Origin of the sequence: Malacoplasma muris, from assembly GCF_046774425.1 — a bacterium.
Lineage (GTDB): Bacteria > Bacillota_I > Bacilli_A > Mycoplasmatales > Mycoplasmoidaceae > Malacoplasma > Malacoplasma muris.
Genome location: NZ_CP177248.1, coordinates 1,027,496 through 1,054,179, shown reverse-complemented (window position 1 = coordinate 1,054,179; position 26,684 = coordinate 1,027,496). Strand labels below are relative to the sequence as shown.

General features: G+C 25.4%; 18 protein-coding genes. 14 read left to right on the top strand and 4 right to left on the bottom strand.

Features of this window, described 5'->3' with window-relative positions; all coding sequences use genetic code 4:
• Positions 1-15: 15 nt before the first annotated feature.
• Positions 16-1,776, bottom strand: coding sequence for a permease (locus tag ACLFO7_RS04430; protein ID WP_412032297.1), 1,761 nt, complete (start codon positions 1,774-1,776; stop codon positions 16-18).
• A gap of 970 nt (positions 1,777-2,746) precedes the next feature.
• Here ACLFO7_RS04430 and ACLFO7_RS04425 point away from each other — a divergent pair.
• The 4 genes from ACLFO7_RS04425 to ACLFO7_RS04410 all read left to right on the top strand — a co-directional run bounded on the left by ACLFO7_RS04425 (position 2,747) and on the right by ACLFO7_RS04410 (position 5,329).
• A complete protein-coding gene (locus ACLFO7_RS04425) occupies positions 2,747-3,742 on the top strand; it encodes a ParA family protein (protein WP_412032296.1) in 996 nt (331 codons plus the stop codon).
• Between the two features lie 12 nt (positions 3,743-3,754).
• Positions 3,755-4,468: a hypothetical protein gene (locus ACLFO7_RS04420; protein WP_412032295.1), complete on the top strand. Its 714-nt coding sequence runs from the start codon at positions 3,755-3,757 to the stop codon at positions 4,466-4,468.
• Positions 4,469-4,536: 68 nt separating this feature from the next.
• Positions 4,537-4,752 (top strand): hypothetical protein, encoded by a 216-nt coding sequence (locus ACLFO7_RS04415; RefSeq protein WP_412032294.1) that lies wholly within the window; start codon positions 4,537-4,539, stop codon positions 4,750-4,752.
• 61 nt (positions 4,753-4,813) lie between these two features.
• Positions 4,814-5,329 carry a tRNA (cytidine(34)-2'-O)-methyltransferase gene (locus ACLFO7_RS04410; RefSeq protein WP_412032293.1) on the top strand — a complete coding sequence of 172 codons (516 nt, stop codon included), beginning with the start codon at positions 4,814-4,816 and terminating at the stop codon, positions 5,327-5,329.
• On the opposite strand, the gene ACLFO7_RS04405 is transcribed toward ACLFO7_RS04410, so the two are convergent.
• Positions 5,316-6,224: an RluA family pseudouridine synthase gene (locus ACLFO7_RS04405; RefSeq protein WP_412032292.1), complete on the bottom strand. Its 909-nt coding sequence runs from the start codon at positions 6,222-6,224 to the stop codon at positions 5,316-5,318. The genes ACLFO7_RS04410 and ACLFO7_RS04405 overlap by 14 nt on opposite strands.
• A gap of 143 nt (positions 6,225-6,367) precedes the next feature.
• Here ACLFO7_RS04405 and ACLFO7_RS04400 point away from each other — a divergent pair, with 143 nt between their 5' ends.
• From ACLFO7_RS04400 to arcC, 6 genes are all read left to right on the top strand, one after another.
• The gene (locus tag ACLFO7_RS04400; protein ID WP_412032291.1) at positions 6,368-7,783 is read left to right on the top strand and encodes a PH domain-containing protein; all 1,416 of its coding nucleotides are present in this window, start codon (positions 6,368-6,370) and stop codon (positions 7,781-7,783) included.
• Between the two features lie 103 nt (positions 7,784-7,886).
• Entirely contained in the window at positions 7,887-8,426 is a 540-nt protein-coding gene (gene hpt / locus ACLFO7_RS04395) for a hypoxanthine phosphoribosyltransferase (protein WP_412032290.1), read from the top strand.
• Positions 8,427-8,439: 13 nt separating this feature from the next.
• On the top strand, positions 8,440-10,764 hold the full coding sequence (ftsH, locus tag ACLFO7_RS04390; protein WP_412032289.1) for an ATP-dependent zinc metalloprotease FtsH: 2,325 nt from the start codon (positions 8,440-8,442) through the stop codon (positions 10,762-10,764).
• 141 nt (positions 10,765-10,905) lie between these two features.
• Entirely contained in the window at positions 10,906-12,153 is a 1,248-nt protein-coding gene (locus ACLFO7_RS04385) for an arginine deiminase family protein (RefSeq protein WP_412032288.1), read from the top strand.
• 77 nt (positions 12,154-12,230) lie between these two features.
• On the top strand, positions 12,231-13,259 hold the full coding sequence (gene argF / locus ACLFO7_RS04380; RefSeq protein WP_412032287.1) for an ornithine carbamoyltransferase: 1,029 nt from the start codon (positions 12,231-12,233) through the stop codon (positions 13,257-13,259).
• Between the two features lie 3 nt (positions 13,260-13,262).
• Complete coding sequence (arcC, locus tag ACLFO7_RS04375) at positions 13,263-14,192, top strand: carbamate kinase (RefSeq protein WP_412032286.1); 930 nt, start codon at positions 13,263-13,265, stop codon at positions 14,190-14,192.
• A gap of 31 nt (positions 14,193-14,223) precedes the next feature.
• On the opposite strand, the gene ACLFO7_RS04370 is transcribed toward arcC, so the two are convergent.
• Positions 14,224-14,598, bottom strand: coding sequence for a hypothetical protein (locus tag ACLFO7_RS04370; RefSeq protein ID WP_412032285.1), 375 nt, complete (start codon positions 14,596-14,598; stop codon positions 14,224-14,226).
• A 153-nt stretch (positions 14,599-14,751) separates the two neighbouring features.
• Between ACLFO7_RS04370 and ACLFO7_RS04365 the strand changes: the two genes are divergently transcribed.
• A complete protein-coding gene (locus ACLFO7_RS04365) occupies positions 14,752-15,834 on the top strand; it encodes a 3'-5' exonuclease (RefSeq protein ID WP_412032284.1) in 1,083 nt (360 codons plus the stop codon).
• A gap of 143 nt (positions 15,835-15,977) precedes the next feature.
• The gene (locus tag ACLFO7_RS04360) at positions 15,978-18,230 is read left to right on the top strand and encodes a hypothetical protein (RefSeq protein WP_412032283.1); all 2,253 of its coding nucleotides are present in this window, start codon (positions 15,978-15,980) and stop codon (positions 18,228-18,230) included.
• 64 nt (positions 18,231-18,294) lie between these two features.
• On the opposite strand, the gene ACLFO7_RS04355 is transcribed toward ACLFO7_RS04360, so the two are convergent.
• Positions 18,295-20,061 (bottom strand): bifunctional metallophosphatase/5'-nucleotidase, encoded by a 1,767-nt coding sequence (locus tag ACLFO7_RS04355; protein WP_412032282.1) that lies wholly within the window; start codon positions 20,059-20,061, stop codon positions 18,295-18,297.
• A gap of 328 nt (positions 20,062-20,389) precedes the next feature.
• On the opposite strand from ACLFO7_RS04355, the gene ACLFO7_RS04350 reads away from it, so the two are divergent.
• Both ACLFO7_RS04350 and ACLFO7_RS04345 read left to right on the top strand, forming a co-directional pair.
• Positions 20,390-22,792 carry a hypothetical protein gene (locus ACLFO7_RS04350; RefSeq protein ID WP_412032281.1) on the top strand — a complete coding sequence of 801 codons (2,403 nt, stop codon included), beginning with the start codon at positions 20,390-20,392 and terminating at the stop codon, positions 22,790-22,792.
• Between the two features lie 37 nt (positions 22,793-22,829).
• Positions 22,830-26,675: a lipoprotein 17-related variable surface protein gene (locus ACLFO7_RS04345; protein ID WP_412032280.1), complete on the top strand. Its 3,846-nt coding sequence runs from the start codon at positions 22,830-22,832 to the stop codon at positions 26,673-26,675.
• Positions 26,676-26,684 lie beyond the last annotated feature (9 nt).

Genomic DNA, 26,684 nt, shown 5'->3' with positions numbered 1-26,684 from the left:
TATTTTTTTATTCTATTATTGGATAAGAATTTCTTTTTTCTTGAAGTTTCATTCTCAAGGTTTTCATGTTTTAGTAAATGGAATGAAGTTTCCATCTTTATCTTTAATACCAGCAGGAGGTAACATTTGAATAGGTAAAAATACTAATCCACAAACAATAGCAAATCCAATTCATACTATAATTGCACCAGCAGTTTCAGTAGATTTAGCTAAACTCATATATGTAGAATTGCCAAATATTAAACTTGGATTAGCTGTTAAACTACCATCTGTATTTGCTTGTACAAGAGCATCCATTACACTTTTAATGTTTCCAGCAAATGGGAATGGATTTGCATATGATAATGCTACTGATAGTAACAATTCAACAACTGTATATCCTACATATCCAATACCTCAAATTAAACCAGCAATTATACCAGCATATTTTGGACTAGCTTGAGGACATTGTTGATATAAAGTTAATAATACTGGTTGAACAGATCATAAGAATATACCACTAATGAATATGAATATTAAGAAGAATGCTAAAGCAACTTTGTTATTATAACCTCCAAAATAACCTATCATTAAAGACATAAATGCAAATACATAACCTATAGCAAACATTAAATGGATAAAGAATTTTCTTTTATAAATAGTTTTATTAAATGGAGCAATGATAAATAAACCCACAAAGAATCCACTTACAAACATACATATAAAAGTTGGTCATACTCATTCATAACCTGAACCAACAACTACAGATGAATTAGTAGATAATGTACTTTTTGCCATAGCATCTGCTCAACTGTATTTTGCTTCACCATTAACAATTGTTTTTAAACTTTCTTGGTTTAGTCAATTTCACTCTACAAGAGCTTTGAAGTTTGCAGGAGATTGTTCAATAACATTTCTCATTGAACCACTATTAATAAACACAACAGCAACTAGTCAAACAATAAAAATTGTACTCATTTTTCAAGTATATGATTGTTTAAGAACCTTACCAAAAGTTAATTCATTAGCATCAGTAATATTTCCAGCATTTTTGTTAAGAGATCTTTGTACAGGTACAACTTCCTTACCAAAAATTAAATACATTACTAATAATATTGCTATCAAAACTACAAATGCAGAAAGGATATAAATTCATGCATCTCCACCATTAATAACTTTTGAAATACCAAAACAAAAAAATATGTTAGCAAATAAAGCCCCACCATTAAAACCAAATTGATTAATACGTAAATATTTTGGTCTTTCTGCAACAGGCATTTTTGCAATTACTGAGTTTGTATATGTAATTAATGTAGTACCACCAATTGCTAAAAATAAACGTCAAAATAAAAACATTCCAAAATTAACAGGATAGTATTCACCACCAGAACCATCTGGAGTTGGGTTACCAATTCCACTTATAGATGCAAATATTATAAATGGAAATGATAGCACCATTAAACTTAAAACAGTAATAACAGAATATTTGTGTCCAATCTTAACCATTAACCATCCAGCTAGTACTGATCCAACACCACGCATTAGTGTAATGGTTCAATTTGGCATTGCATTTAAGGCTGCATTTGAAATGCTACCAATATTTTTACCATAACCACCACTAAAATTGCTAATAGAATATCATTGGACAACAAACAAGAAGTAACCTAATAGTATTAGACCTCACATTAATACAAGTCTCTTATAACCAATTTCATTGTTATTTTTTTCTTGTACTATAACTTGATCTCTATTAAATGAAACTTGGTTGCTGCCAATAGATTCATTTTTATTAGTCATAGTTTTCCTTTCTATAATTAATACTCTTTGTGTTTATTAATTAAACACTATTAATTTTACCATTTTTATATGGTAATAGACAAATATAAGACAAGTAATATATTTTTATTAACTTGATAAAACAAGATTTAAATAATTTAATAACAAACTTTATTTTGTTTTTTCATATTTTTAAATAATTAATTTAATGTTCATAAAAAGTAATAATTACGTAATTATTTATAATTACATAATCAATTACGTAACATATGTAAAATTTAATACAGAATTAAATTTTTAATTTTAAGTGCAAAATAAACACATATTTTTTATCAAATGAATATTAACACTATTTTGTTTGAAACATCTCTTAAAATGCTTTATTTTTGCAAATTTTTATATATTTTAGTTTGTTTCATTTTTAGCAACTCTATAATATCACATTTTTATAATCTTTCTAATAAATTTTTTTAGATTTTCCACACTTTAATTTCCACTAAAAAACAATAATTTTTACTATTACTAAAGTAATAGTAAAATATCATAAAATTATGTTAATTTCAATAAAAAATGTTAAAAATTTGTGTAAAAGTCATTTTAAATGATTTGATCATAGCCTAATTTTTACTGGATTTAATCATTTAAGAATTACTAAAAAGTAATTTTTGATATAATTAATTACATATTTAGTTACGTAATTTATAAGTAAAATACATAATTAATTATGTAATTAATTATGTATTTATATGTAAATAATATATATAGATAAATTATTAATCAAAAAATACGATTTTACTTTTTGATTATGTGAACTTAGTTGTTTGTATAAAAATTATTTATGTTAATGGTTATTTCTAAAATAAACTAGCTTTCATACATACTATTGGTGATCAAAATTATATTAACAATTATGTAATTGTAATTAATTACATATTTAATTACAATGATATAATTAATTACACAATTATAAGTTATGATTATGGGGGAAAGAATGATTTTTGGAATTGTTAATAATAAAGGTGGAGTGTTAAAAACTACATTATCGACTAATTTAGCAGCTAGTTTATCACTATCAAATAAAAAAGTGATTATTGTTGATTTAGATGGTCAGGGTAACGTTATTGCGACATTTGGAAAAAATCCAAATAATATGACTCATACAATTATTGATTTTTTAAGAAATGATTGCCATTTAAATGATTGTATTGTTGAACAAAGAAAAAATTTATTTATTATTCCTGGAAATGATGATTTAAACTTTTTTGATTATTATGTGCAATCAAATGAAATAAAACAATCTGATTTAAAATTGACACTTAAGAAATTAAATGAAGTCTATGATTATGTAATTATTGATACACCTCCAAACATGTCAACAGTTGTCGCTATTGTTTTATCTGTTTGTGATGTTGCTATTATTCCTTTTGAACCTGATCAGTATGCAATACTTGGATTAAAAAGAATAGTAGATGCTACTAAAGAATTTAAAAATAAAGGTAATGCAAATATGAAGGTAATTGCTGTTCCAACAAAGGTTAACACAAGAGTAACTATTCATAATGAGATTATAGAACATAATATAAGACCTAAATTAACATCACAAAATGTTTATGTTACTAAAACTTTTATATCAGCTTCAACTAAATCAACAGCTTCTGTTGGATATGAAAAAGTTCCAATTGTTTTAAGTGTTGTAAAAAGTAAATATCAAGACGAATATATGTTTTTAAAGGAAGAAATAATTAATTATATTAATAGTTTATCTAAAATAGAAATTAGCACTACTAATAATAATTTAACTGAATTTAATAATAAAGATAATGCAAATAGTTATGAAGCAAATATAAACAAGCAAAAAAATGATCAACAAAAAATTAATATTTATGGCTCAGTAACTGATTACAATACATTCAATAATGAAAAAGAAAATTCTGAGGCACCATGCTTGCATTTTAATTATTCAGATAAAAAAGAAAATAAAGATTAATTGGAGGTTTTTATGGCAAAGAAGAAATGAAAATTTACTGATCTTTCAGATGATGTGGAAGAAGAAAAAAACCAAACTGAAGTTTTTAAAGATGATATTAGTATTAGTAACTTAAATAGTATCAAAAAAGAACATAGTAACATTGAATCAACAGTTGTTACTCAGAAATTATCATTTGCTGATGATTTAAAATCAAATAAAATTATTTCTGAACAAAAAAAAGATGAAAAAATAATAGAAGATAAGCCAAAAAATATAATAAAAGAAAATATTTTTAATAAAAATAATGATTCATTAAAAACTTCTGAATCTACAACTGTCATTAAAAAAGAAAAAGAATATAAAAAAGATATAGATGAAAAAATAAAAATAGAGCATCCAGCAAGTTTTGATAGTAAATATGATCTTGATATTGATTATGATAGTGATGTGCCAATAAAAAAACAAATTCAAGAACAACAACAGAAAAAAATGTATACATTTAATGAAACTGTTCAAATGCAAAAAGAATCTATACCTTTAAAACAAGAATATGCATTTGACAATAATAAAGTTAAACAATTTATTTCTACAAAGGAAAAATTAGATATAAAGACAAATATATATTTAAAACCAAATTTGGTAAATAAAATTAAAGCACTATCAGATGAAACTGGGGAAAGTAGATCTTCTATAATAAATAAACTTATTGAACATGCTATAAAAGATATTGAAAATAATAGATAAATTTTGAAAAACTATTTTTGTATCATATAATAGTATAGTTTAATTATAAAAAAGAAAGAGTGTGTAGTATGAATAGAACGATAAGAATAATTCTAGTTATTCTAATGATGTTTTGACTTTTCTGAATTCCTTCAATTCTTTATTTGTTATGAGCAAAACCAAAGGGAGGTTCATTACCAAGATTTGTTTTTTGAATTTTAACTTTAATTCCTGGTCTTAGCTTAATTGGTGGGATTCTATTGTTACTAGTAGAATTTAGAATAATTAATGTTGATCAAAGATAAGAAAATCTAATACTTAGTGTATACTAAGTATTTTTTTATTTTAAAAAAAAGGATGATAAGTATGTTGAATATAGTTTTGTATGAACCAGAAATACCAGAAAATACTGGAAATATTTCTAGAAATTGTGTTGGATTTAATGCTAAATTGCATATGATTAAACCATATGGTTTTATATTAAATGAAAAGACTGTAAAAAGAGCAGGACTAGATTATTGAAAATATTTAGATCTAAAAGAATATAATTCTTGAAATGATTTTGAAAATCTAAATAATATTAATGATAAATCAAAAATATTTTTCTCTTCTAAAAGAGGAAATATAAATTCATTTAATTTAAATTTAAAAATGGAAAACAAAGATGAAGAAATTTATATAGTGTTTGGTAAAGAGTCTACAGGTATCACAAAAGAAATATTGTTAAAATATAAAAACAAAGTATTTTTTATTCCTATGAACGAGAATGTAAGAAGTTTTAATTTATCTAACTGTGTTGCAATTTTAAGCTATGAATTTCATAGACAAAATGAATTCAAATATTTAGGAATTGAAAATATTAAATATGTTAAACAAATTTAAAATTATCTAATATAAATGTTTTTTTATTTAAGTAACTTAAAAATGAGTTCTTTTTTAAATGAAATCTAATTTCTTTAGATACTAAACAAGGATATTTAAAATTTAGAGTATTAATTTTGTTATATTTTGTATCACCAAGTAATGGATGATTAATGCTTGCTAAATGTACTCTAATTTGGTGTTTTCTTCCTGTCAATAATTGAACATCTAATAAAGAGTGATCACCATACTCATTAATTACTTTATACTTTGTAATAATATTTTTATTAAATTTGTTATTTTTATCTATTTCCATCAAATTTGTTTTATCATTGTGCATAATATAACTTTGTAAAGTATCTTCTTTTTTTTTCATAATTCCATAAACTAGACAAGAATATATTTTTTGAATTTGATTATTTTTTAAAGCATTATTTATTTCTGTTAATGCTTTTTTATTTTTTCCAGCTATTATTAGTCCAGAAGTATATTTATCTAATCTATGACATAAGTTTGGAATAAAATCATCTGAATTATTAGGATTCCATTTTTTCTCTATATATAAATATTTTTTTATTGCATTATTAAGAGTTTGTATTTTTTCTTTTGCATCCTCTTGACAAAGAATACCTCTAGTTTTATTAATTATTAAAATATTTTCATCTTCATAAAAAATATGTAAACCATAATTGATTTTTAAAAATGTATAATCTATTTTTTTATCACTAAGACCAAATATTTTTATTTCATCATTTTCCTTTAAAATATATTTAAATGTGACTTTAGAATTGTTTACTTTTATAGAACCTTTATCAATCATTTTGCCAATTTTTGATGATGATAAATTATATTTTTCTATCATGTATTTCTTTATTTCTTTTCCATTATCATTCTTAGTAATTGTAATTTTTTTCATATGAACTCTTAATAATTTAACTAAATCATTTATTATATATGATAATAATATATTGATGCTAAGTTATATTTATTTTGTTTTAAAATATAAATTTAATAAACAAAGTACTATAGTATTATAATATTACATAGTAAGGAAAGAAGATGTCAAATATTGATAACATATATTTTGATGTAACAACCTTAAAAGCAGATTTTAATAAAAGAGTTAATGTTAATGACTTATATAGTCAAATACAAAAAAAATACTCATTGAATGAAATAACAAAATATGCTTTAGTTTGTTACTATAAATGAAAGAAAAATTTAGTATTTATCTCATTTACAAATGAGAAAGTTTTTGTCACATCAAATAAATACAATCTACCTGTAAATGGTGTATATAGTTATCAAGATATTTTTGGGTTTTCTTTTATTGAAGGCAAAAAAATAAATTCATTTTTATTTAAAACAAGTAATGGTGACTATCTTCTTAAAAACATTACTAAAAATGTATATAATGAATTTTTAGATGTTTTTGAAAGAGAAAAAACAATTTTTATTAATTCAAAAATTGGGCAAAATATAATGCAAAGTGCATCAAATTTTAATTCATTAGATTCTATAAAATTAGATGAAAATAAAAAAGATGAGTATGAAAATTTTGTAGATTTTTCTAAACATAATTATAGTGATTTGACTTATTCAACATCATCTCTACAAGAAAAAAATAATGAAATTCTAAACTCAAATAGTAAAAAAAATAAAAGAGTTGTTAATGATGAAGATGCATCAGCTAATACAACATTTTCAAGCTCATATATATCTTCCCTTTTGACTAATAAAAAAGAACTATTACCAAATAAATCACCAACATTGTTAAAAAGTATTGATGATAGATTATTAGAAATAGAAAAAAACAATATATTTGATAAACCATTAGATTCTATTGCATTGAAATTTACAACTAATTCTAAATTGAATACTATTCCAGTACTAGCTGAATTTTCTTCTTTAACAAATTCTGATAAAGTTGAAAATAGATTATTATTTTCAAGAAATTGAATTGAATTTACAAAACATAATGTTAAAAATAAAATTCTTGGTGTTGATGAAAATGGAAATGGTACATATATTGACATTAAAAATGCAAATTCAGATAAAATAATAAAATCATATAAAGCTAAAGATTATATTATCAATGGATCTGTTAGATATGGATTAAGATCTTCTTTAACTTGTTCTCTTAAAGAGCAAACAGATCAAATAAGTTTAGAGTCAATGTACTATTCACCAGCAACTAATGAAAAACTGGATGTTTGAAAATATGATGGAATTATTTTTATGAACAAAAAATATTATTTCAACATTCCTAGTGAATTTGATGTTTTACAAAGAAAATGATGTAAAATACATCATTTTGAAAAAGAATCAGCAAACAGAGTTATGGTTTATGAGTTAATATTTGAAGACAATAAAGTTAGATATAATGTTTATAGTGATCAAATGAAATTGTTAGATGATAATACAAATGTTTCAGCATTATATGATTTAAAATGATTAACATTTTTTAAAGATTAATTATTAGGAATGCAATGTTATTTTGCATTCTTTTTATATTATTATATTAATGGTTTTGAATGTGTTATCATTTTATAATAATAATTATTTTTAGGATTTAGTTATGGACCATAGAATAGAAGAAATTTTAATTCCAAAGAGAAAAATAAAAAGTGGTATTAAAAAAGCTGCAAAATGAATAGATAATAACTATTCAAATACAGGTAGAGATTTAGTTTTAATAGGCCTTCTAAAAGGGTGTATACCTTTTTATGGACAATTAATTTCATATGTAAAAACTGATTTAATAATGGATTTTATGGTAGTTAGTAGTTTTAAAGGCGCTGAAAAAGCAACAGGATTACCAGAAATAGTTACTGATATTTATACAGATATTGAAGGGAAAGATGTTTTACTATTAGAAGACATTGTAGATTCTGGATACACAATTAAATATGTTAGAGAATATTTAGTTAAAAGAAAACCTAATTCTATTAAAGTTTTATCATTATTGGATAAAAAAGCTGGAAGAAAAGTTGATTTTCAACCAGATTACTATTGTTTTGATATAGAAGATAAATTTCTTGTTGGATTTGGACTAGATTATCAAGAAAAATTGAGAAATTTACCATATATTGGTGTTTTTAAAAAAGTAAAAAAGTAGGAGGATAAAATTAATGAAAATAAAATTACTTAGTTCCCTTATAAATAAAAATGAAAAACCTAAAAATGAAAAATCTAATTATAGTGAACCAAATAAACCACGAGATTTGAATCAACCATCAGTAAAAGATCAACCAGAATCTGGTAGATGAAAAAAACCTTTAATAATTGGTGTTATTACTTTAATTGTTGCAGGGATTGCAGCAGGAATTATTGTTAGTTTATTTGCCACAGGGCCAAGTGCAGTAGGTTTTTATGGAATAGCTGGTATCCCAGATAGTTCAGGAAATATTAAAGATCAAGATTCTAAACCAACAGCAGATTCTTTTACAATTTATACTAATCCTGAAAGAACAGAAAAAAGAACAATTTTTAAAGGTGATGCTTTATCTTTTTATTATGATGCTTCTGCTACTAAATTAAGAGTAACAACAGGTAATAATTTTACAGGTTTTTATTTTCTGGTAAATATTATTACTCCATCTGATCCTAATACACCTTTTTATGTCGATTTATTAAATGTAAGAGTTGAGACTTCAGAAGGATTAGTCAAATATGCAGTAAAAACTACTGATACAACAACAAATAATAGTGAAATTCAATTTAAAGACTATTCAGATCAAAATACACTTTTATCAACTAAATTTATTGGTGCACAAAACAATACTAGAATGGCATCAGGCGGTTTTGATTGAAGTATAGTTATTAATTTACTAACACTTTTATTGCCTATTATTATTTTTATTCTTTTATGAAGAATGATGAAAGGTGCTGCTCAAGGTGGGGGGCAAGACAATGTATTTAGTATTGGTAAATCACAAGCTAAAATTGCTCAATCCACAGTTAAGTTTACAGATGTTGCTGGAATTGAAGAGGAAAAAAATGAGTTAATTGAGGTAGTTGATTATTTAAAAAGACCAGAAAAATATGTTGCTATGGGCGCAAGAGTTCCTAAAGGTGTTATTTTATATGGGCCTCCTGGAACAGGTAAAACATTATTAGCAAAAGCAGTTGCTGGTGAAGCTGAAGTTCCATTTTTTCAAGTATCAGGTTCTGCTTTTGAAGATATGTTAGTTGGTGTTGGGGCAAAAAGAGTTAGAGACTTATTTAATAAAGCTATAAAAGCAGCCCCTGCAATTATTTTCATTGATGAAATAGATTCAGTTGGTTCAAAACGTGGTAAGTTAGAAACAACATCTGGTTCATTAGCTGATCAAACATTAAATCAATTACTTGCTGAAATGGATGGTTTTAGCAATAGAAGTGGTGTTATTGTAATGGCCGCTACTAATAGATTGGATGTGTTAGATGAAGCATTATTGCGTCCAGGAAGATTTGATAGACACATACAAGTCAACTTACCAGATATTAAAGAAAGAAGTGCTATTCTTAAAATACATGCAAGAAATAAAAACTTATCTTCATCAGTTGATCTTGATGATATAGCTAGAAGAACTCCAGGTTTTTCAGGAGCACAACTTGAAAATACTTTGAATGAAGCTACACTGTTAGCTGTTAGAAAAAATAAGAATTCTATATCTACTGATGATATTGATGAAGCAATTGATAGAGTTATAGCTGGTCCTGCAAAAACAACAAAAGTGATTTCTCCAGAAGAAAAGAAACAAATAGCATATCATGAAGCAGGACATGCACTTGTTGGATTACACATAAAGGGTGGTGATGTAGTGCAAAAAATTACTATCATTCCAAGAGGTCAAGCTGCTGGATACACCTTGTCAGTTCCAGAAATTCAAGAGTTATCAATACAAAAAAAATCTGATTTACTTGGAATGATAGCAAGCACATTAGGTGGTAGAGCATCAGAAGAAATTGTTTATGGAAAAGAATCAGTTTCAACTGGTGCAGCAAATGACTTGTATAAAGTTACCAATGTAGTAAGAGCAATGGTTATGCAACTTGGTATGTCAGAGGTTGGTATGACACAATTTGTTCCATCAGAAGGAGTTGCAAACCCTTATCAACAAAGACTATTCTCAGAAACTACAGCTCTTTCAATTGATAAGGAAATTGACAAAATTATTAAAAAACAATATGAAGTTGCTTGCAACATAATTAAAAAAAATAAGAAAGAATTAGATTTAATTGTTGAATCACTATTATTACTTGAAACAATCATAAAACCACAAATTGACTACATTCACAAAAATTTAAAGCTTCCTGAAGAAGCATTATTAAAAAAACAAGAATTGCTTGCTAAAAAGAAAGAAAAAATAAGCAAGGCAGAAAATTTAAAAAAAGTAGAAAATCAAAATAATAAAGAAAATTCAGGAAATAAATTGGAAGAAAAGAATAATAAAAAAGATTTAAAAAATTAAAAGTCTTTATTCTTAATAAATATGTCTATTACATTATTGTAAAAGGCATATTTTTTTACTAAATTTTTATATACAAAAAAAATACCTTTTATATGTTTAGATATAGAATATATATGTATATATAATGGAGGATAAAATATTATGGCTAATAAGCTAGAAAACAAAATTAATGTATACAGTGAAATAGGTGTATTAAAAAGAGTTTTAATACATAGACCAGGAAAAGAACTTTCTTATCTAACTCCTACAAGATTAGATGAATTGTTATTTTCTGCAATACTTGAAGTTGAAACAGCACAAAAAGAACATGATGCTTTCACAAAAGTATTAAAAGATAATGGCGTAGAATGTATTGAACTTGCTGACATTGTTGCTGAAACATATGATAGTGCAAATTCTCAAGTTCAAAATGAATTCATAGAACGTTGATTAGATGAAAGTGAACCAAAATTAACATCAGAATTACGACAAGTGGTGAAAGAATATATTTTATCTTTCAAACCAACTCGTAAAATGATAGATTTAATGATGTCTGGTATTACTGCAAGAGAACTTGTAGCTGCAGGAAAAAAAGTGGATAGTAAGTCTCCAGAATTAATTGTAGACCCTATGCCAAATTTATACTTTACAAGGGATCCATATGCATCTATTGGTAATGGTGCAAGTATTCATACAATGAAATACAAGACTAGACAAAGAGAAACTATCTTTGCTGACTTTGTGTTTACACATCATAAGGATTACAAAAACACTCCTAAATATTTCAGTAGAAATGAAGGTAAGGACTTAACTATTGAAGGTGGAGATGTATTTATTTATAATGAAAAAACTTTGGTAATGGGAGTATCTGAGCGTACTACATTAAAAACAGTTGAAACAATTGCTAAAAATATTAAAGCAAATAAAGATTCTACTTTTGAAAAAATTGTTGCTATTAATGTTCCACCAATGCCAAATTTAATGCATTTAGATACTTGATTAACAATGTTAGATACAAATAAATTTTTGTATTCACCAAACATGCTAAGTGTATTAAAGGTTTGATATATTGATTTAACAGCTAGTACAATAAAAGCTGTTGAACAAAATAAAGATATTAAAACTGTATTAAGAGAAATAATTGGTGAAGAACCTGTTATGATTCCAATCGCAGGTAGTGATGCTACACAAATGGAAATTGATATTGAAACACACTTTGATGGTACTAATTATCTAGTAATTGCTCCAGGTGTTGTGGTTGGATATGATAGAAACAAAAAAACTGAAGAAGCTTTAAAAAAAGCAGGAATTAAGGTTTTATCATTTACAGGAAACCAATTATCTTTAGGTATGGGTTCAGCTAGATGTATGTCAATGCCTATGTATAGAGAACCAGTATCTAAAAAGTAAAATTTTAATAATCAAAAAATATAAAAAAAATTAAATAATATTTATAATTAGTCTTAGGTATTATTAAGGAGAAATATATGCCAGTAAATTTAAAAGGAAGAAGTTTAGATTCTTTATTAAACTTCACAACTGATGAAGTTAATTATTTGATAGATTTATCAATTGATTTAAAAAAATCAAAATATCAAGGATTACATACTAACAATAGACCACTAGTTGGAAAAAATATTGCTATTATGTTTCAAAAAGATTCAACAAGAACAAGATGTTCTTTTGAAGTTGCAGCATTTGATTTAGGAGCAGGAGTTACTTATATTGGACCTGCTGGATCAAATTTTGGTAAAAAAGAATCAATTGAAGATACTGCTAAAGTATTAGGAAGATTTTATGATGGTATTGAATTTAGAGGTTTTGCTCAATCTGATGTAGATGCTCTAGTAAAATATTCTGGTGTACCAGTTTGAAATGGTTTAACTGATGATGAACACCCTACACAAATAATTGCAGATTTCATGACAATGAAAGAAAAACTTGGAAACTTAAAAGGTAAAAAACTTGTTTTTATTGGTGATTATAAAAATAACATTGGTCACTCATGTTTAATTGGTGCAGCATTCACTGGAATGCATGTTACTTTATGTGGACCAGACTCATATAAATCACAAATGAGACAAGAAGTAATTTCTGAATGTGAAAAATTATTCAGATTAAATGGTGGCTCATTGACATTTAGTAATAATAAAATTTTAGCAGCACAAAATGCTGATGTAATTTATACAGATGTTTGAGTTTCATTAGGTGAAGATTATAGTTTATTTGAACCTAGAATTAATGAATTACAAAATTACCAAGTTGATATGGCTATGATAAGAGCTGCAAGACCAGATGTAATCTTTTTACATTGTTTGCCAGCTTTCCATGATGATCACACAATTTTTGGTAAAGATATTAAAGAAAAATTTGGTAGTAAATTTCCAGTAGTAGCTACAGGTGCTATGGAAGTTACTGATGAAGTTTTCCAATCAAAATATAATAAAGCTTTTGATCAAGCGGAAAATAGAATGCATTCAATTAAAGCTATCATATTAGCTACAATAGGATATTAGTCCATGAGTACAATTGTTATTGCTTTAGGTGGTAATGCATTAGGAAATAATCCTATTGAGCAAAAAGAATTAGTTAAAGTTGCATCTAAAAAAATTGCTGAACTTGTTGGTCCATCTACAAAAGTTGTAGTAGGACATGGTAATGGTCCACAAGTTGGAATGATTGTTAATACATTTGCTGATAGAATTGAAAAAAATAAATTTTCATTACCATTTGCAGAAGCTGGTGGTATGAGTCAAGGTTATATTGGATATCATCTATTAACAGGTATAAAAAATGAATTAATTCTTTCAAAGAAAAGTTCAGTAAATCCAGTTTATTTTTTAACTCAAACAATTGTTGATAAAAATGATCCAAGTTTTCAAAATCCAACTAAACCTGTTGGTCCATTCTATTCAACATTAGAAGAAGCTCAAAATGCTAATCCAAATTCAACAATTAAAGAAGATTCAGGACGTGGATTTAGAAAAGTAGTTGCAAGTCCATTACCTTTAGGATTCTTAGGATTTGAAGCTATTGAAAAATCAATTTCTACTAATAATGTTGTGATAGTTGGAGGAGGAGGAGGAATTCCTACAATAGTTGAAGATGATGGAACATTAACAGGAGTAGATGGAGTTATAGATAAAGATTTTGCTTTAGGAAAATTTGCTTCTATGATTAAAGCTAACAAATTTATTATTCTTACAGCAGTTGATAGAGTATGTATCAATTTTGGAAAACCTGATCAAGAAGAATTATCTGTAATAACATCAAGTCAAGCAAAAAAATTAATAGAAGAAAAACAATTTGGTGAAGGAAGCATGTTACCAAAAATTCAAGCTGCTTTAGAATTTGTATCAAAGAATCCAAGTGGAGAAGCAATTATTGCTAAATTAGACAAATTAAAAGAAGCTTTAGAAGGAACAAGCGGAACAATCATTAAATTGTAATAAAAAAAACATCCTATATTAAGGATGTTTTTTATTTTTTTCAATCATTATATGCTCAATATCATTTATTGTTTTTCTGAATTTTCATTCTACCAATATTATTTTTGTTTTTATCAATAGATGCTTTTGTAACTGCAAAAACTATATTATTTATTTTTCCAGTAACCTGATTCCCCTTTTTGTTATTAGCCTTAGTTGATAGAACTTGCAAATTTTGCATACTTTCAGAACCATTAGCATAATCAATTCCATTTGGTGATAGTGGTCATGTGTGATCAATTGTTCACCCATGTTTTGATTTCAAACCATATTCATTAAATTTTATTGGATACCCAAAAGCATCAAAACCTTCTTTTAAATCTGCTCCTATACAACTATCTCAAACTCTTTTAACATATTCTTGCATTGCTGTCTCCATAATAATTATTGATTATATTAACATTATATTATTTATTATTCATGCATATAAATAATTAATAATATTTATTTTATTAATAAAATCTTAAATACACTTTGTATTTGGTAATATAATATTTTTTGTATGTGTTAGGAGCAATTAATGTTTAATTATCCAAAAAATAAAGATATAGTTTTTGTAGACATTGAAGCAAATGATAAACCAAAAAGGCTTGTCCAATTTGGTGCTATAAAGCTTAAAGTTGATGGTACAGTAGAAGAAGTTAATTGATTTTCTAATCCAAAATGTAAATTATCTAATCATATAAAGACAATACTTCATCATAATATAGAGAATATCAATAAAGGTGAAAATAATAATAAAATAATGAAAAGAATATCAAAATTTGTAGATGGATGTGTATTTATTAGTTATAGTCCTTTTGATTTTAATTTTTTAAATTCACTTCATAACAAATTATTCAATAAAAAATTAAATTGTTATTTTATAGATATACAAAATGAGTGAAAAAAAATTACTCTTAATAAAAATGTTTGAGCACTTAAAAAATTAGCTAATTTTTTTAAAATAGATAATATAGATGAACAATTTCATGACGCTTTGTATGATGCAAAAATAATGTATAATATTTTTTTAAAATGAAAAAGCGCAAATGATGTTGATTTATTATCATCAGTATATAAGAATAAAATTAATAACATTTCTTTGATAAGAACAAAGCAGAATAAAAATGTTAATAATAGTATTACATTAAATAATTTACAAAAAGTTAATGGATATGTTTTTTTAGATTTCTATTTTAAAACAATTAAAATTGGAGATCAAAGAGAAAGAATATTAGTTGATCTTAATGTTATAGAAATTCAGAATAATTTATTAAAAAGAAATTGATCTTTTAGTGTTGATGCAAATGATAAATATTTTGATATGTTTGTATACCAAGATAAATTAATTAATAAATTAAAACAATACATTATTTCTATTAGAAACAAAATTATTGTGATTAATGATAATGTTTTTCAAGAATTAATTAGATTAACTAATGTATGTTCAAGATATATAAAAGTATTTCCTTTAAATAGGGTTATGTTTTGTAATGGATTTGAGAATTTTTTTAATGAAATTGATTTTAATGATTATAAATATCAGGCAAATTTAAATTTAATAAAAAAGTGATTAGTATTAAATTTATTAATGGAAAAATTTAATCTAGAAAATAATTAATAAAATACATTGTATTAATGTTCTAATTTATGAACAATTTATCCTCATATATATTAACAAGATAAAATATTGAATAATGAATAACCATTCATATTATAATAAAATAAGGTATTTTATGTATTTACATCTAAAGGAGTCATTTTATGGCAGTAAAAATTATAACTTTACGTAATTATAAAGTTGTTGCTAAAAAATTTATTAAGGTATTAAAAAAAATAATTCAGTCAAAACCAAGTGTTAGAATTGGATTAATTTGAGATGAATCTTTGGCTCCAATTTATGATTTTGTAATAAAATCAAAAAAACTAAAATGGGATAATGTTAAAATCTTTTCATTGGTTGAGTATAAAGATATTCAATCAGTTACTTTTGAAAACACTTTGTATACTGAATTCATTAATAAATTACATAATGTGACTAGACAAAATTATGATAGTTTAAGAGAAAGAATAGATGAGTTAAGATCAGAAGAAAAACTAAATGATTTATATAAATTTGATGGATTAATTGATCTTATAGTTTTTCCTATTGATAAAAGAGGTAATTTTTTATTTAATGATTTTGAATCAAATATTAATTATATTAATTATGGAAATAATGGTAATGAAATTGTTGCTCCTGGAATTAAATCTATTATGTTTTCAAAACAAGTTATTTGTTTTGCATTAGAAGAAGAATCTGAAAAAGTAGTAAATACATTAAATAGTAAAGTTCTTTCAAGTAATGAATTTGTTTCATTATTAAATGTTCATGACAATATTATCTTATTTACTTTGCATAGTATAATTAAGAAAAAAGAAATTAATAAAGATATTTATGTTAATGATCCAGAATCTATATCTGATAAAGTTTTATCAACAACTTATGAGGGTTCTTTATCATCTGACAATATGGAATTGGATGATACTGATAAAATATCTGATATAACAAAAGAGCATTTTGGTGATAATCATTTATCTTTGGATTTAGATGATGATGATGAAGATGATGATGAAGATATTTCTAATATGGAATTGTCAGATAAAGAAATAGAAGTTGAAGATAATGATATTGTTGATAATTCAGATGATGATGGATTACCAATTGATGAACCATTAAATAATGATAAAGATAATTTAGATGATGTAATTAGAGATGTTATTGATGTTGATGAAGAACCAACACAAGAAGAATTAGATCAAATCATGTTAGAGGAAAATGATAATTCTTTATATGATGTTATAAAAGATGAATATGAGTCAACATTGAATGAAGATGATGATGACAGTTTATTAGATAGTGTTTCTGAAAGCAAATTTGATTTAAGTTCTAGCGAGCAAGAAGATAAATATCTTGAAGAAGTAGTAGAAACTATTATTGGAGATAAAGAAGTTCCATCGGCTTTATATAAATCAGAAGAGTTGGATGATTCTATTATTAATAAAATTAAAGAGATGGATAAATTAAAAGATGAAGAAATTTATCTAAAAGAATACCCTGCTGATATTGATAATGAAATTGAAGAATTACAAGAAATAAAAAAGCAACTTGAGAATGAATTAGCAGTAATGGAACAACAACAAGTTATTAATACTGATTTAGAAGATGGAGTTATTAAAAATTTTGAGCCAGAACATCATAATGATTTTAATGATACTTTTGATGATGAATTATCAAAAGTTGCTGATCAGTATACAGATAAACATGATACATTAGTCCTATATGAAGATGAACAAGAAAATTTTGAAGTAATTGATGAATCAAATAATAATGCATCTACATATGAAAATATTGATGTAATAGAAAATATAGATAAAAATGTTGTAGATAATAATTTAGAAAATAATGATGTTGAATTGCAACCATATAATTATGAAAATAAATATGTTAACATTGATGGTAATACACCAGAAGAAATTAGAAAAATAATTAAAATTAAAGAAGATGCTTTGAATACAATAGAATTGTTAATTAAAAATAATAAACTTGGAATTCAACAGGCTAAAAAGGATTTTGTGTCATCACCTAATATATCTAGTACATCAGATAATCATTATATTAAATTGTCATATGTGCCAAGTGAAAGACCTGTTCCATTATTGATGGTTTATAATAATCCAGATGAAAAAATATATGAAAGTACAATTTTAGAAATGATTAAAGAATATAAGTCTAATATGAATGCTAGACTATTTAATAGAAAAAATAATCATTATTGAAACATGGGTGCATATGTTTCTGTAAATAAAAAAACAAATGAACTTGAATTATGTGCATTTAGTGTTATTTCAAATTTTATCTTTTTATTAAGATATATTAATAAACCAGTTTTCTTTTATTTAAGTAAATCTAATTATGAATTAATTAAAAATGAATTAGATAAATTTTTTGGTGAATTTACTATAGAAGAAATTTAATAAAAAAATATGAAGTTAAAACACAATAAATGTTTTACTTCATATTTTTTATCTTTTGTATTTTCTATATATTAGTACTATTAGCGAATTTAATTCTATTAGTTGGGTATTGTGTTTTATAATCTACTCATTTTTTCACAGAGGCATCTGAACTATTTTCATTAGTAGATAGATATTTACCAAATCCTTTAAATGATTCAGAAACTGATTCACCTGATATTCCAGCAGATTTATTTAATAACATGCTGTAACCATCACCACCTGCTAGTAAAAAATCATTTGTTACTGCAAAGTATGTTTTTGTTGTGTCATCTTTATTAACTTCAACTCCATTGATTTTTAATGATTGTACAGTGTTGTTTGCTCCTGTTGCATCATTAGAATCAATTTGATAAGTAACTTCTATTTCTTTTGATACTTGAAGAAATGATCCTGATCCTTTTGTTTTTGCTGAGTGTTCAAAAATATCTCAAACTGTTTTTGAATCTAATTTTACAACTTCTAGAGTGTTACCAAAAGGACTTGTAGAATCTACATCACCATTTGTTACAACTTTTTTGCCATTTAAATCGGTTCCAGTTATGTTAGCTCTAAATGAACCTCCATTTATAAAGGCAAAATCAATTTTAGATGGAGTATTTGTTGTGTCTGTTGATGATGTATTAATCTGAGTGCTTGGTTTTATTCTATCATTTGCATCATAAACAAGTGCATCAGCAAACACATCACCTAAATTAGTTTCTCTATTTCTAGTTTCCTCAACTGGATTTTGACCCTCATTACTTATAGAAACTAATGTTATGTCCTCATTTGCAGGGAAAGTAAATGCTTCTGTTTTAGAATAAGTATCATATTGAGTCTGTAAAGGAGCAACCAATTCTTGAACTTTTTTATCAGCTTCTACTCCAATATTCTTATAATTGATTAAAGAAATATCAACATTTTTTAAAGACTTTTTATCATCTGAAAGTTCAAAATTTATTTGTCCTAAATTTTGTGTGTAGCTTCCTGTTTGCGCTATAAAAGTATTATTTGGCTGACCTGTTTTAGAAATGATTTTACCATTTTCAAGTGTAGTGTGTGAATGACCATCAATAATAATATCTAAACCATCAACTTCATTTGCAAGTTTTTCACTTGTAAATTCTGAAGTTGGGTCTAATCCTAAATGTGATATTGCTATAATTATGTCTATGCCTTGTTTTGTTAATTCTTCAACACTTGTTTTTGTTTCATTAATAGGATTTGTAAATTCAATTCCTGTTATATTTTTTGGATGTGTTTTAGTAGCAGTTTCAGGTGTTGCAACTCCTATCACTCCTATTTTTGTTCCATCCGATAAATTTGTAATTTCATACGGTTTAAATAATAAACTACTATCACTTTTTAATTTTATATTGTTAGCTAAATAATTTATATCATTTTTATCTTTAGTGTTTAACCCAGTTAATTTTTTTAAATTGTCCAATCCAAAATCAAATTCATGATTTCCTATACCTTTAAAGTCATATCCCATATAATTTGAAATATTAGTTGCTGTTTGACCACTATCTAAATTGCTAATTGGCAAACCTTGAAATAGATCACCAGCATCAATTAATAGATCATGTTTATGATTTTTAGTATATGTTGCAATTTTTTCTAATCCCATTCACTCATTATATTTTGCTGTACTTTCAGTTAATCTACCATGTACATCATTGGTATGAAAAATTGTATGTACATGATTTTTGTTATCATTTACATTAGTGCTACAGCTTGTTATAAGTAATGAAGGGAATATTATACTAGCAGAAATACAAAAAACATATTTTAAACCTTTTAGTTTCATTAAAATATCCTTTATTCATTTTTTATAGTTACAGTTATGAATAAAAGTAATTAAGTCTTAAAACAATGCAAATAGGTGGAAGACTAATTTAAATTATCCTATATTTTGTAACTACAAAATTATAATAATCTATATTTCTATTTTTTTTATTATAAAACTACTGTAAATTTTGTTTTTTTTCAACTATTTGATATAATGGCGTTTTTCTAATGTTTTGCTTATACCATAAAAAATTATTTTTTTTAATTTTTTTTACATTTTGGCATTTGATTTGGTCTTACTAATATTTTATAATTATTTATAAGACTAATGTAATCTAGGAGATGTTATGCAATCAAAAAGAAAAATTACAATGATTTTAAGCACCTTTATTACTGTTTCAGTGGCTGCAGCTGTGCCAACTTCTTTATTAACATTAAATAAAGGTAATTTAACTTCTATTGAAAATAATAATTTAAAAGATTGAAACACTGGTGGGGCAACTGATGAAACAGCAGCATCTTTTGCTTTCAGAACAGCAGATGAATTAAAAACACAATTTGAATCAAATCCTTTTACACCTAAAACTCCTCAAGATTTTACAAATGAAGACATTAAATTATTTTTAAAAATAACAAATGGTTCTGCTAGTAATTGACATGTTGTTAAATCAAAAGTAACAAATGAAGATAGCATTAATGGTACTGTTAGATTTAAAGTTTATCAAAATTTAAAAAAAGCAGATGGTTCATATCAAGAAACTTTAATTAAAAATGGTCAAAGTGATGAATGAAATACAAGCACAGCATCTTATTTATCAACTTATATAGTTAAAAACCAATATTCTTTTGAATGAGCATCAGATGAAGAAATGAAGAATTTTTTTGAAACTACAACTCTTACAGCTAGTCAATTGACAAAGGAAATAGTATTAAATAATTTAGTTTCAAGAAATTCTGTTTTACCACCTGATGATCAGATAACTGTAACAATAAGTGATGTTAGTAGTGAAGCAGCAAATTATGGAGTAAAAAAAGTTTCTGTTTCTTTTAGCGGTTCAGTAACAACAACTTCTAGTAATAGTAATCAACAAATAACATCAGAAAAAACATTTAGAGGTTTTAAGTCAACAAATGGTTTATCTAATGAAATGTCATTAGAATTTACTTCAGAAAATATTGGTGATTGAACAATTAGTGATTTAAATGCTTTTAAAAATGCATTAGAACCAAATGAAAATAAAGTTCAAAATTTAACAGCTTCAGAATTTGTAAGTGTTATTGATAATACAAATCCAACTCAACAAACTGCTTTATTAAATATGTTAACAAAAGGAACATATTTAACTAATCAACCAATAGTTAAGATTAAATATATGGGTCTTGATGTAACAGATTCAAATTTTGCTACTACAACAGGTTTATCTGCTGATGATTATAAGATAACAAAAGTTAGAACTATACCTAATGATGTAGATGGAAGTTTAGAACTTTTATATACATTTACTAGTATTGACATCTATACTGGTAAAAATGTTGATAAGGAAGTGAAACAAACTTTCCCAGCGGGTACATTTAAAACAAATGCTGATGCAAATAAAATATTAAAATTTGCTTGATTATCACAAGAAGCATTAATGCCTTTAGGTGGTTCATTAGATATGGTGAATTCTTCTAAGAAAAATTCTGATGATCCAGATTTTTTAAGATTATTAAGTAATCAGTTTTTTTCAGGAACTCAAGATACTTATGACAAACCAAGAACTGTTTCAATAGATTTTGAAAATGGAAGTACTTATAATAGTCAAACTGGCAATTATGAACCTACTGTTTCAAATGAAGAAAGTATTATAATAACTTTAACTTTTGATAGTTGAAATGGAGCATTTTATACTGATGAAACTGGAGCTGTTAGAGAAGGATTTAAAACTTCTAAGATTTTCAAACTAGATGGTTATACAGTTGAAGGTAATATAGTTAATTTTAAAACACAAAATGATTTTATTGCCTCTAATCCAACATATGTTTATACTACACCATCATCTATTGTTATGGATATAAAAGCAGCTGAAAATCCAAATGATCCAACTATTAATACTAAGCAAGCAGCATTTTTTACATTAGGTGAAAATAATACTGCTAAACATGAGGTATCATATGTTCCTAACAATAGAGAAGGAACAATTAGTATAACAATATCATTTTATGAAGAAATTAATAACACAAAAAGTTATAAAGGTTCATATTTTAGAATTTATTCGGGAATGAAAAAGACACCTGAAACTTCTGATATTCTTGAATTTGCATGAATTCCAAGTACAGGAATAAATTCAGAATTATTATCAATCCCAATTGATGAAGTAACAAAGACAGATGTAATTGATTATTATTTAATAAACATTCCTATGTTTGCTAATAAAACACTTAATGAAAATAATGTTGATATAAAAGTTGAAGGTGATACTGTTTTAAAAGTGGATGTTACAATCTATAATTTTGACCAAGCAAACCCAAATATTACAGTAAGTGAGCAAAAATTTTTCACTAAATTGACTGGTTTTGCAAGTACAAAATATACAAGTGATGCAAATATAGTTCCACCTAAGGATTTGACTGCTTTAATATCTATTCCAATTGCTGCTATAGGTACATGTATTTTAGTGTTTGTATTAATTGCAATGGTAGCACAACGTGCAAGAATTAGACGTTTCAAAGAAGATAAAGTTAAGTTAGAAGCTAAAAAATTAAAATAAATTATATTTATTTAAAAAATTTAAAAAGGGAGTAATTATGAAAATTAAAAAGAATAAAGTTTTATTAATAACAGGATTATTAATTTCAAGTGCATTATCTACTAGTATTGCAATCCCTTTAGCAAATACAACAAAATCTATTAACAATGATGTAAATGTTAATAGTGTTAGTCATAATGCTAAAGTGACATCAACTACTGATCCAAGTCATATAATCAATATTAGTGGAAATGATCCTTCTGAAACTACACAAAAAAGTTATTATGCTATGAGTAAATCAAATGACTCATATGCAATTTTAACTGCAAGTACTAATTCTTCAACTACTCCTGACCAAATTACAAAATATAGTTTATTTGACACTAATCCTGGTAATGCTCATTGAGTTATAAAGAAAGATAAACTTAAAACAGATACAGGTTCATCTGATGTTAGTGTAACTATTAGAGCAATTCAATATTCAAGTGGTAGTTTATTAACTACAGGATATTTATATGTTTTAGTAACTGATACTACTAAAGCATATATATTACAATATGATTGACAATCTGGTCAACTTGTAACAAATAAAAAAGTCACTATTGCTAGTGGAAATAATATTAAAGATTTTGTTGTTGCAGATGATGCAACAGATTCTTTGTTATTGTTTGAAGCATCTAAAATTACAACTGCTAATCAAGCTCAAACAATAAAATTTTATAATGTAAATAATACACATTTTTCTAATGCATCAACTACACCAACAACTCAAACACTTACTATTTCACAAGCTATTTCTAATTCAAATTTTTCTAATAATATGTATTTAAGAGATTATGAGTTTATTAGTGGAAATTTAATACTAGCATATCAAGCAGATGCAGTTGCTGCAAATGTTAAATCTCATGCAATTGTGAAAATAAAATTCAATAATGGAACTCTAGCAGAAAGTAATTTAAAATCAAATAATGCTGTAAGTTACACATTAACAACTGATGATGTTACTAAATTTGGTAATTCTAAGAAATTAAGTTTAGCTTTAGTTGATAAGGGTGATGCAACTAACTTCTCTGTAATAGTAAAAGCTAAAACTGATGCTGCAACAGGTAGTGCTGATAACAATGACAGTATATTGGTATCAAATTTTAAAGTATCAGATTTAGGATTAACAACTACTAGACAAGATAATTATCCAACAAAAGGAGGATATATTTTACAAGTTGCCCCTTTATATGGTGACAATGCAACTGTTACAGGATTTTTAGCATTAGATTCTTCAAATAAAGTAATATCTTTAACAAAAGATCTTAATGTTGAAACAATTTTAGCATCTTTCACTCAACAAACTGTTTACTATCTTTCAACTTCTACATTATCATATGACTGATTCCCACAAGATACAGATGGAACAATTGGTGACTATTATAGAAATACATTAATTGGCAAATTGGGTACAACAACAGCAAATTTTACTGAGATTTTAGCAAATTATAGTTTACTTTCAAATGATGAATTATCACCAAGTGTAAAATATAGAAAAGTATCATCAGATGGTTCAAGTCTTGATTCAACAATGAATGCTTATTTAGCAAATGCAAATAGTTATAAAGACTTTTTAAGGATTAATTCATATGATACAAGATTTCCAGAACCTGTTATTACTATAACTCCTGGAAATTTAAATAAAAATAGTGAAGGTGAATATAGTCTTCCATTAACATTTAAACAAACTTTAAGATCAAGAGATAGCAATGGTAATATAGTTAATACTAATAAACAAGCTACTCTAGGAACTTATACTTATAATTTTGTAAATAGTGATGGCAAAATTGAACAAGTAACAGATAAAACTCAAATACCAACATCTTTATTAAATCTATTACCAAGCAAAGTAACTTTAAAAGATGTAGAAAAATATTTATTTAAAACATCTAATGTTGATGGTCTTCAATACACATTAAGTCCAGATGATATTAATGGAATATTGAATGTTACTATTAATGTTCCTTATATGTGACAAAATGGGCAATTGAAATCAGGATTAATATTGACTTATAGTTTTGGTAGTGAAGGTAATCCTTTCTTTAAATCAGATTCTTTAGCTTTATATGATACTAGTGTTTCATTAGTAACAAAATCCTTTATTGAAGATACAAACAATACAGATATTTCAAATACTCTAAAATTAAAATATAGTACAACATTACCTTCAGAAGTATCTAAAGAGGATTATTTAGCTGATTTTGTTAAAATGGGTGCTGCTTATACTAATATTGCATTAATTAACTCAGGAGAAATTATTTTACCAACGGATAGTAATATTACAGTAACTCCAATTGATAAAGAAGGTGTTGCAATTGTTGAAGTTGTATTTCCAAAAGTTGGAGAAAAAACTAATGTTACTTATAGCTTTGAAACAGCCAATGTGTTTAAAAGTAATATTTATGCAAATGAAAACTTTTATTTTATGTTTAAAAACAATGATGAAGTTTTAAATTATAAAGTTAGTGATAACCAAACATATGAAAAATATCAAGCTACACAAATTGCTAGTGTTATTACTTCCGCATCAAGTTCAGAAAAAAGAGATGTGTTATCAAGGTTTGCTAATTTTTCAAATTATTTTGGAAATTTATTGACTACACAAAATTCTAGTGGTGAAGATTTAATTAAAATTCAAGCTAAAGGTGATGATTTAGCTGGTGCTACAACTATTACTGTTACTTTAACTGAGGATTTACCAAATGTTGAAAGTAAAGTATTTACTCAAGTGTACACGGGATTCAATAGACAAAATACAAATGTAGTTGCTGCTATTTCAGGATTTAAATTTGCAGATCAATTAAGTTCTACAGTTTTATCTAAAGCTCCAAGTGAAGTTACAGAAGATGATTTAAAAGTATCAAATGTATTTGTTTATAGTGGTAGTGCATCTTCTTTAGAAAAACAAATAAGTATTACTCCTATTAATACAAATGGATCATTAGAAGTTACTATTTTATTTAAAAATTGAATTGAAGAACAAAGAACTGTATCTGGTACTATGCAAAGGGTTATTGTTCCAGAAAAACGTTTTACAAGAGTTTATTATGGATTAAAAGCTACAGCTGATCCATTAGATATGGTTGTTTGAAAATCATATGATGAATTAGACCAACAATATAGAACTCAAGGTTTACCAAGCGATATTGTTTCTCAAATTAAATCAACAAACCCAGAACCTTTAGATCAATTAAGAATTTTTTCAAATTTGACAAAAAATTTAGAAACTTATTTAACAAATACAGATACAACTACTACTGGCCAAAAACCACTAGAAGTTAATTTAAGTTTTAATGATTCTTTAGGAAGTATAACTATAGTTGCAAGTATTTTGATGAATCAAAAAACTCAAGTATTTAATTCTACAATTAGTGGTTTTGGTACAAGCAATACTGATTTTGGAATTATTATGGTTAGAAATGACAGTCAAGCAGCTGAATCAATAAAAAATAAATTAGCTAGTGAAATTACTGATACAGATATTGGAAAACTATATAGTTTAACTTCTGGTATTGCATTTGAAAAACAAATTACTACTTCATTTGATGATACTAAGGGAACTTTGTCTTTAAACATTAAACTTGTTGATTCAACAGGTCAAGTAAGAGCAGAATCAAATGCAACTTATTCTGGTTTTAAAACTAATGTTCCAGAATATAGAGGAACTAATTGATTAATATTTGGATTGGCATTTGGAATTCCTATTGTAGTTTTAATGATTCCTATTTTGTTTATTAAATTGTATTTAGTAAGAAGAGATATGAAAAAATTCTCTAAAAAACTTGATTCGAGATTGACTGAACAAAGTAAAGTTAAAAAATCTAAAAATGTTAGAACAATTAAAGATTTATTAGATAGATAATAAAAAGGA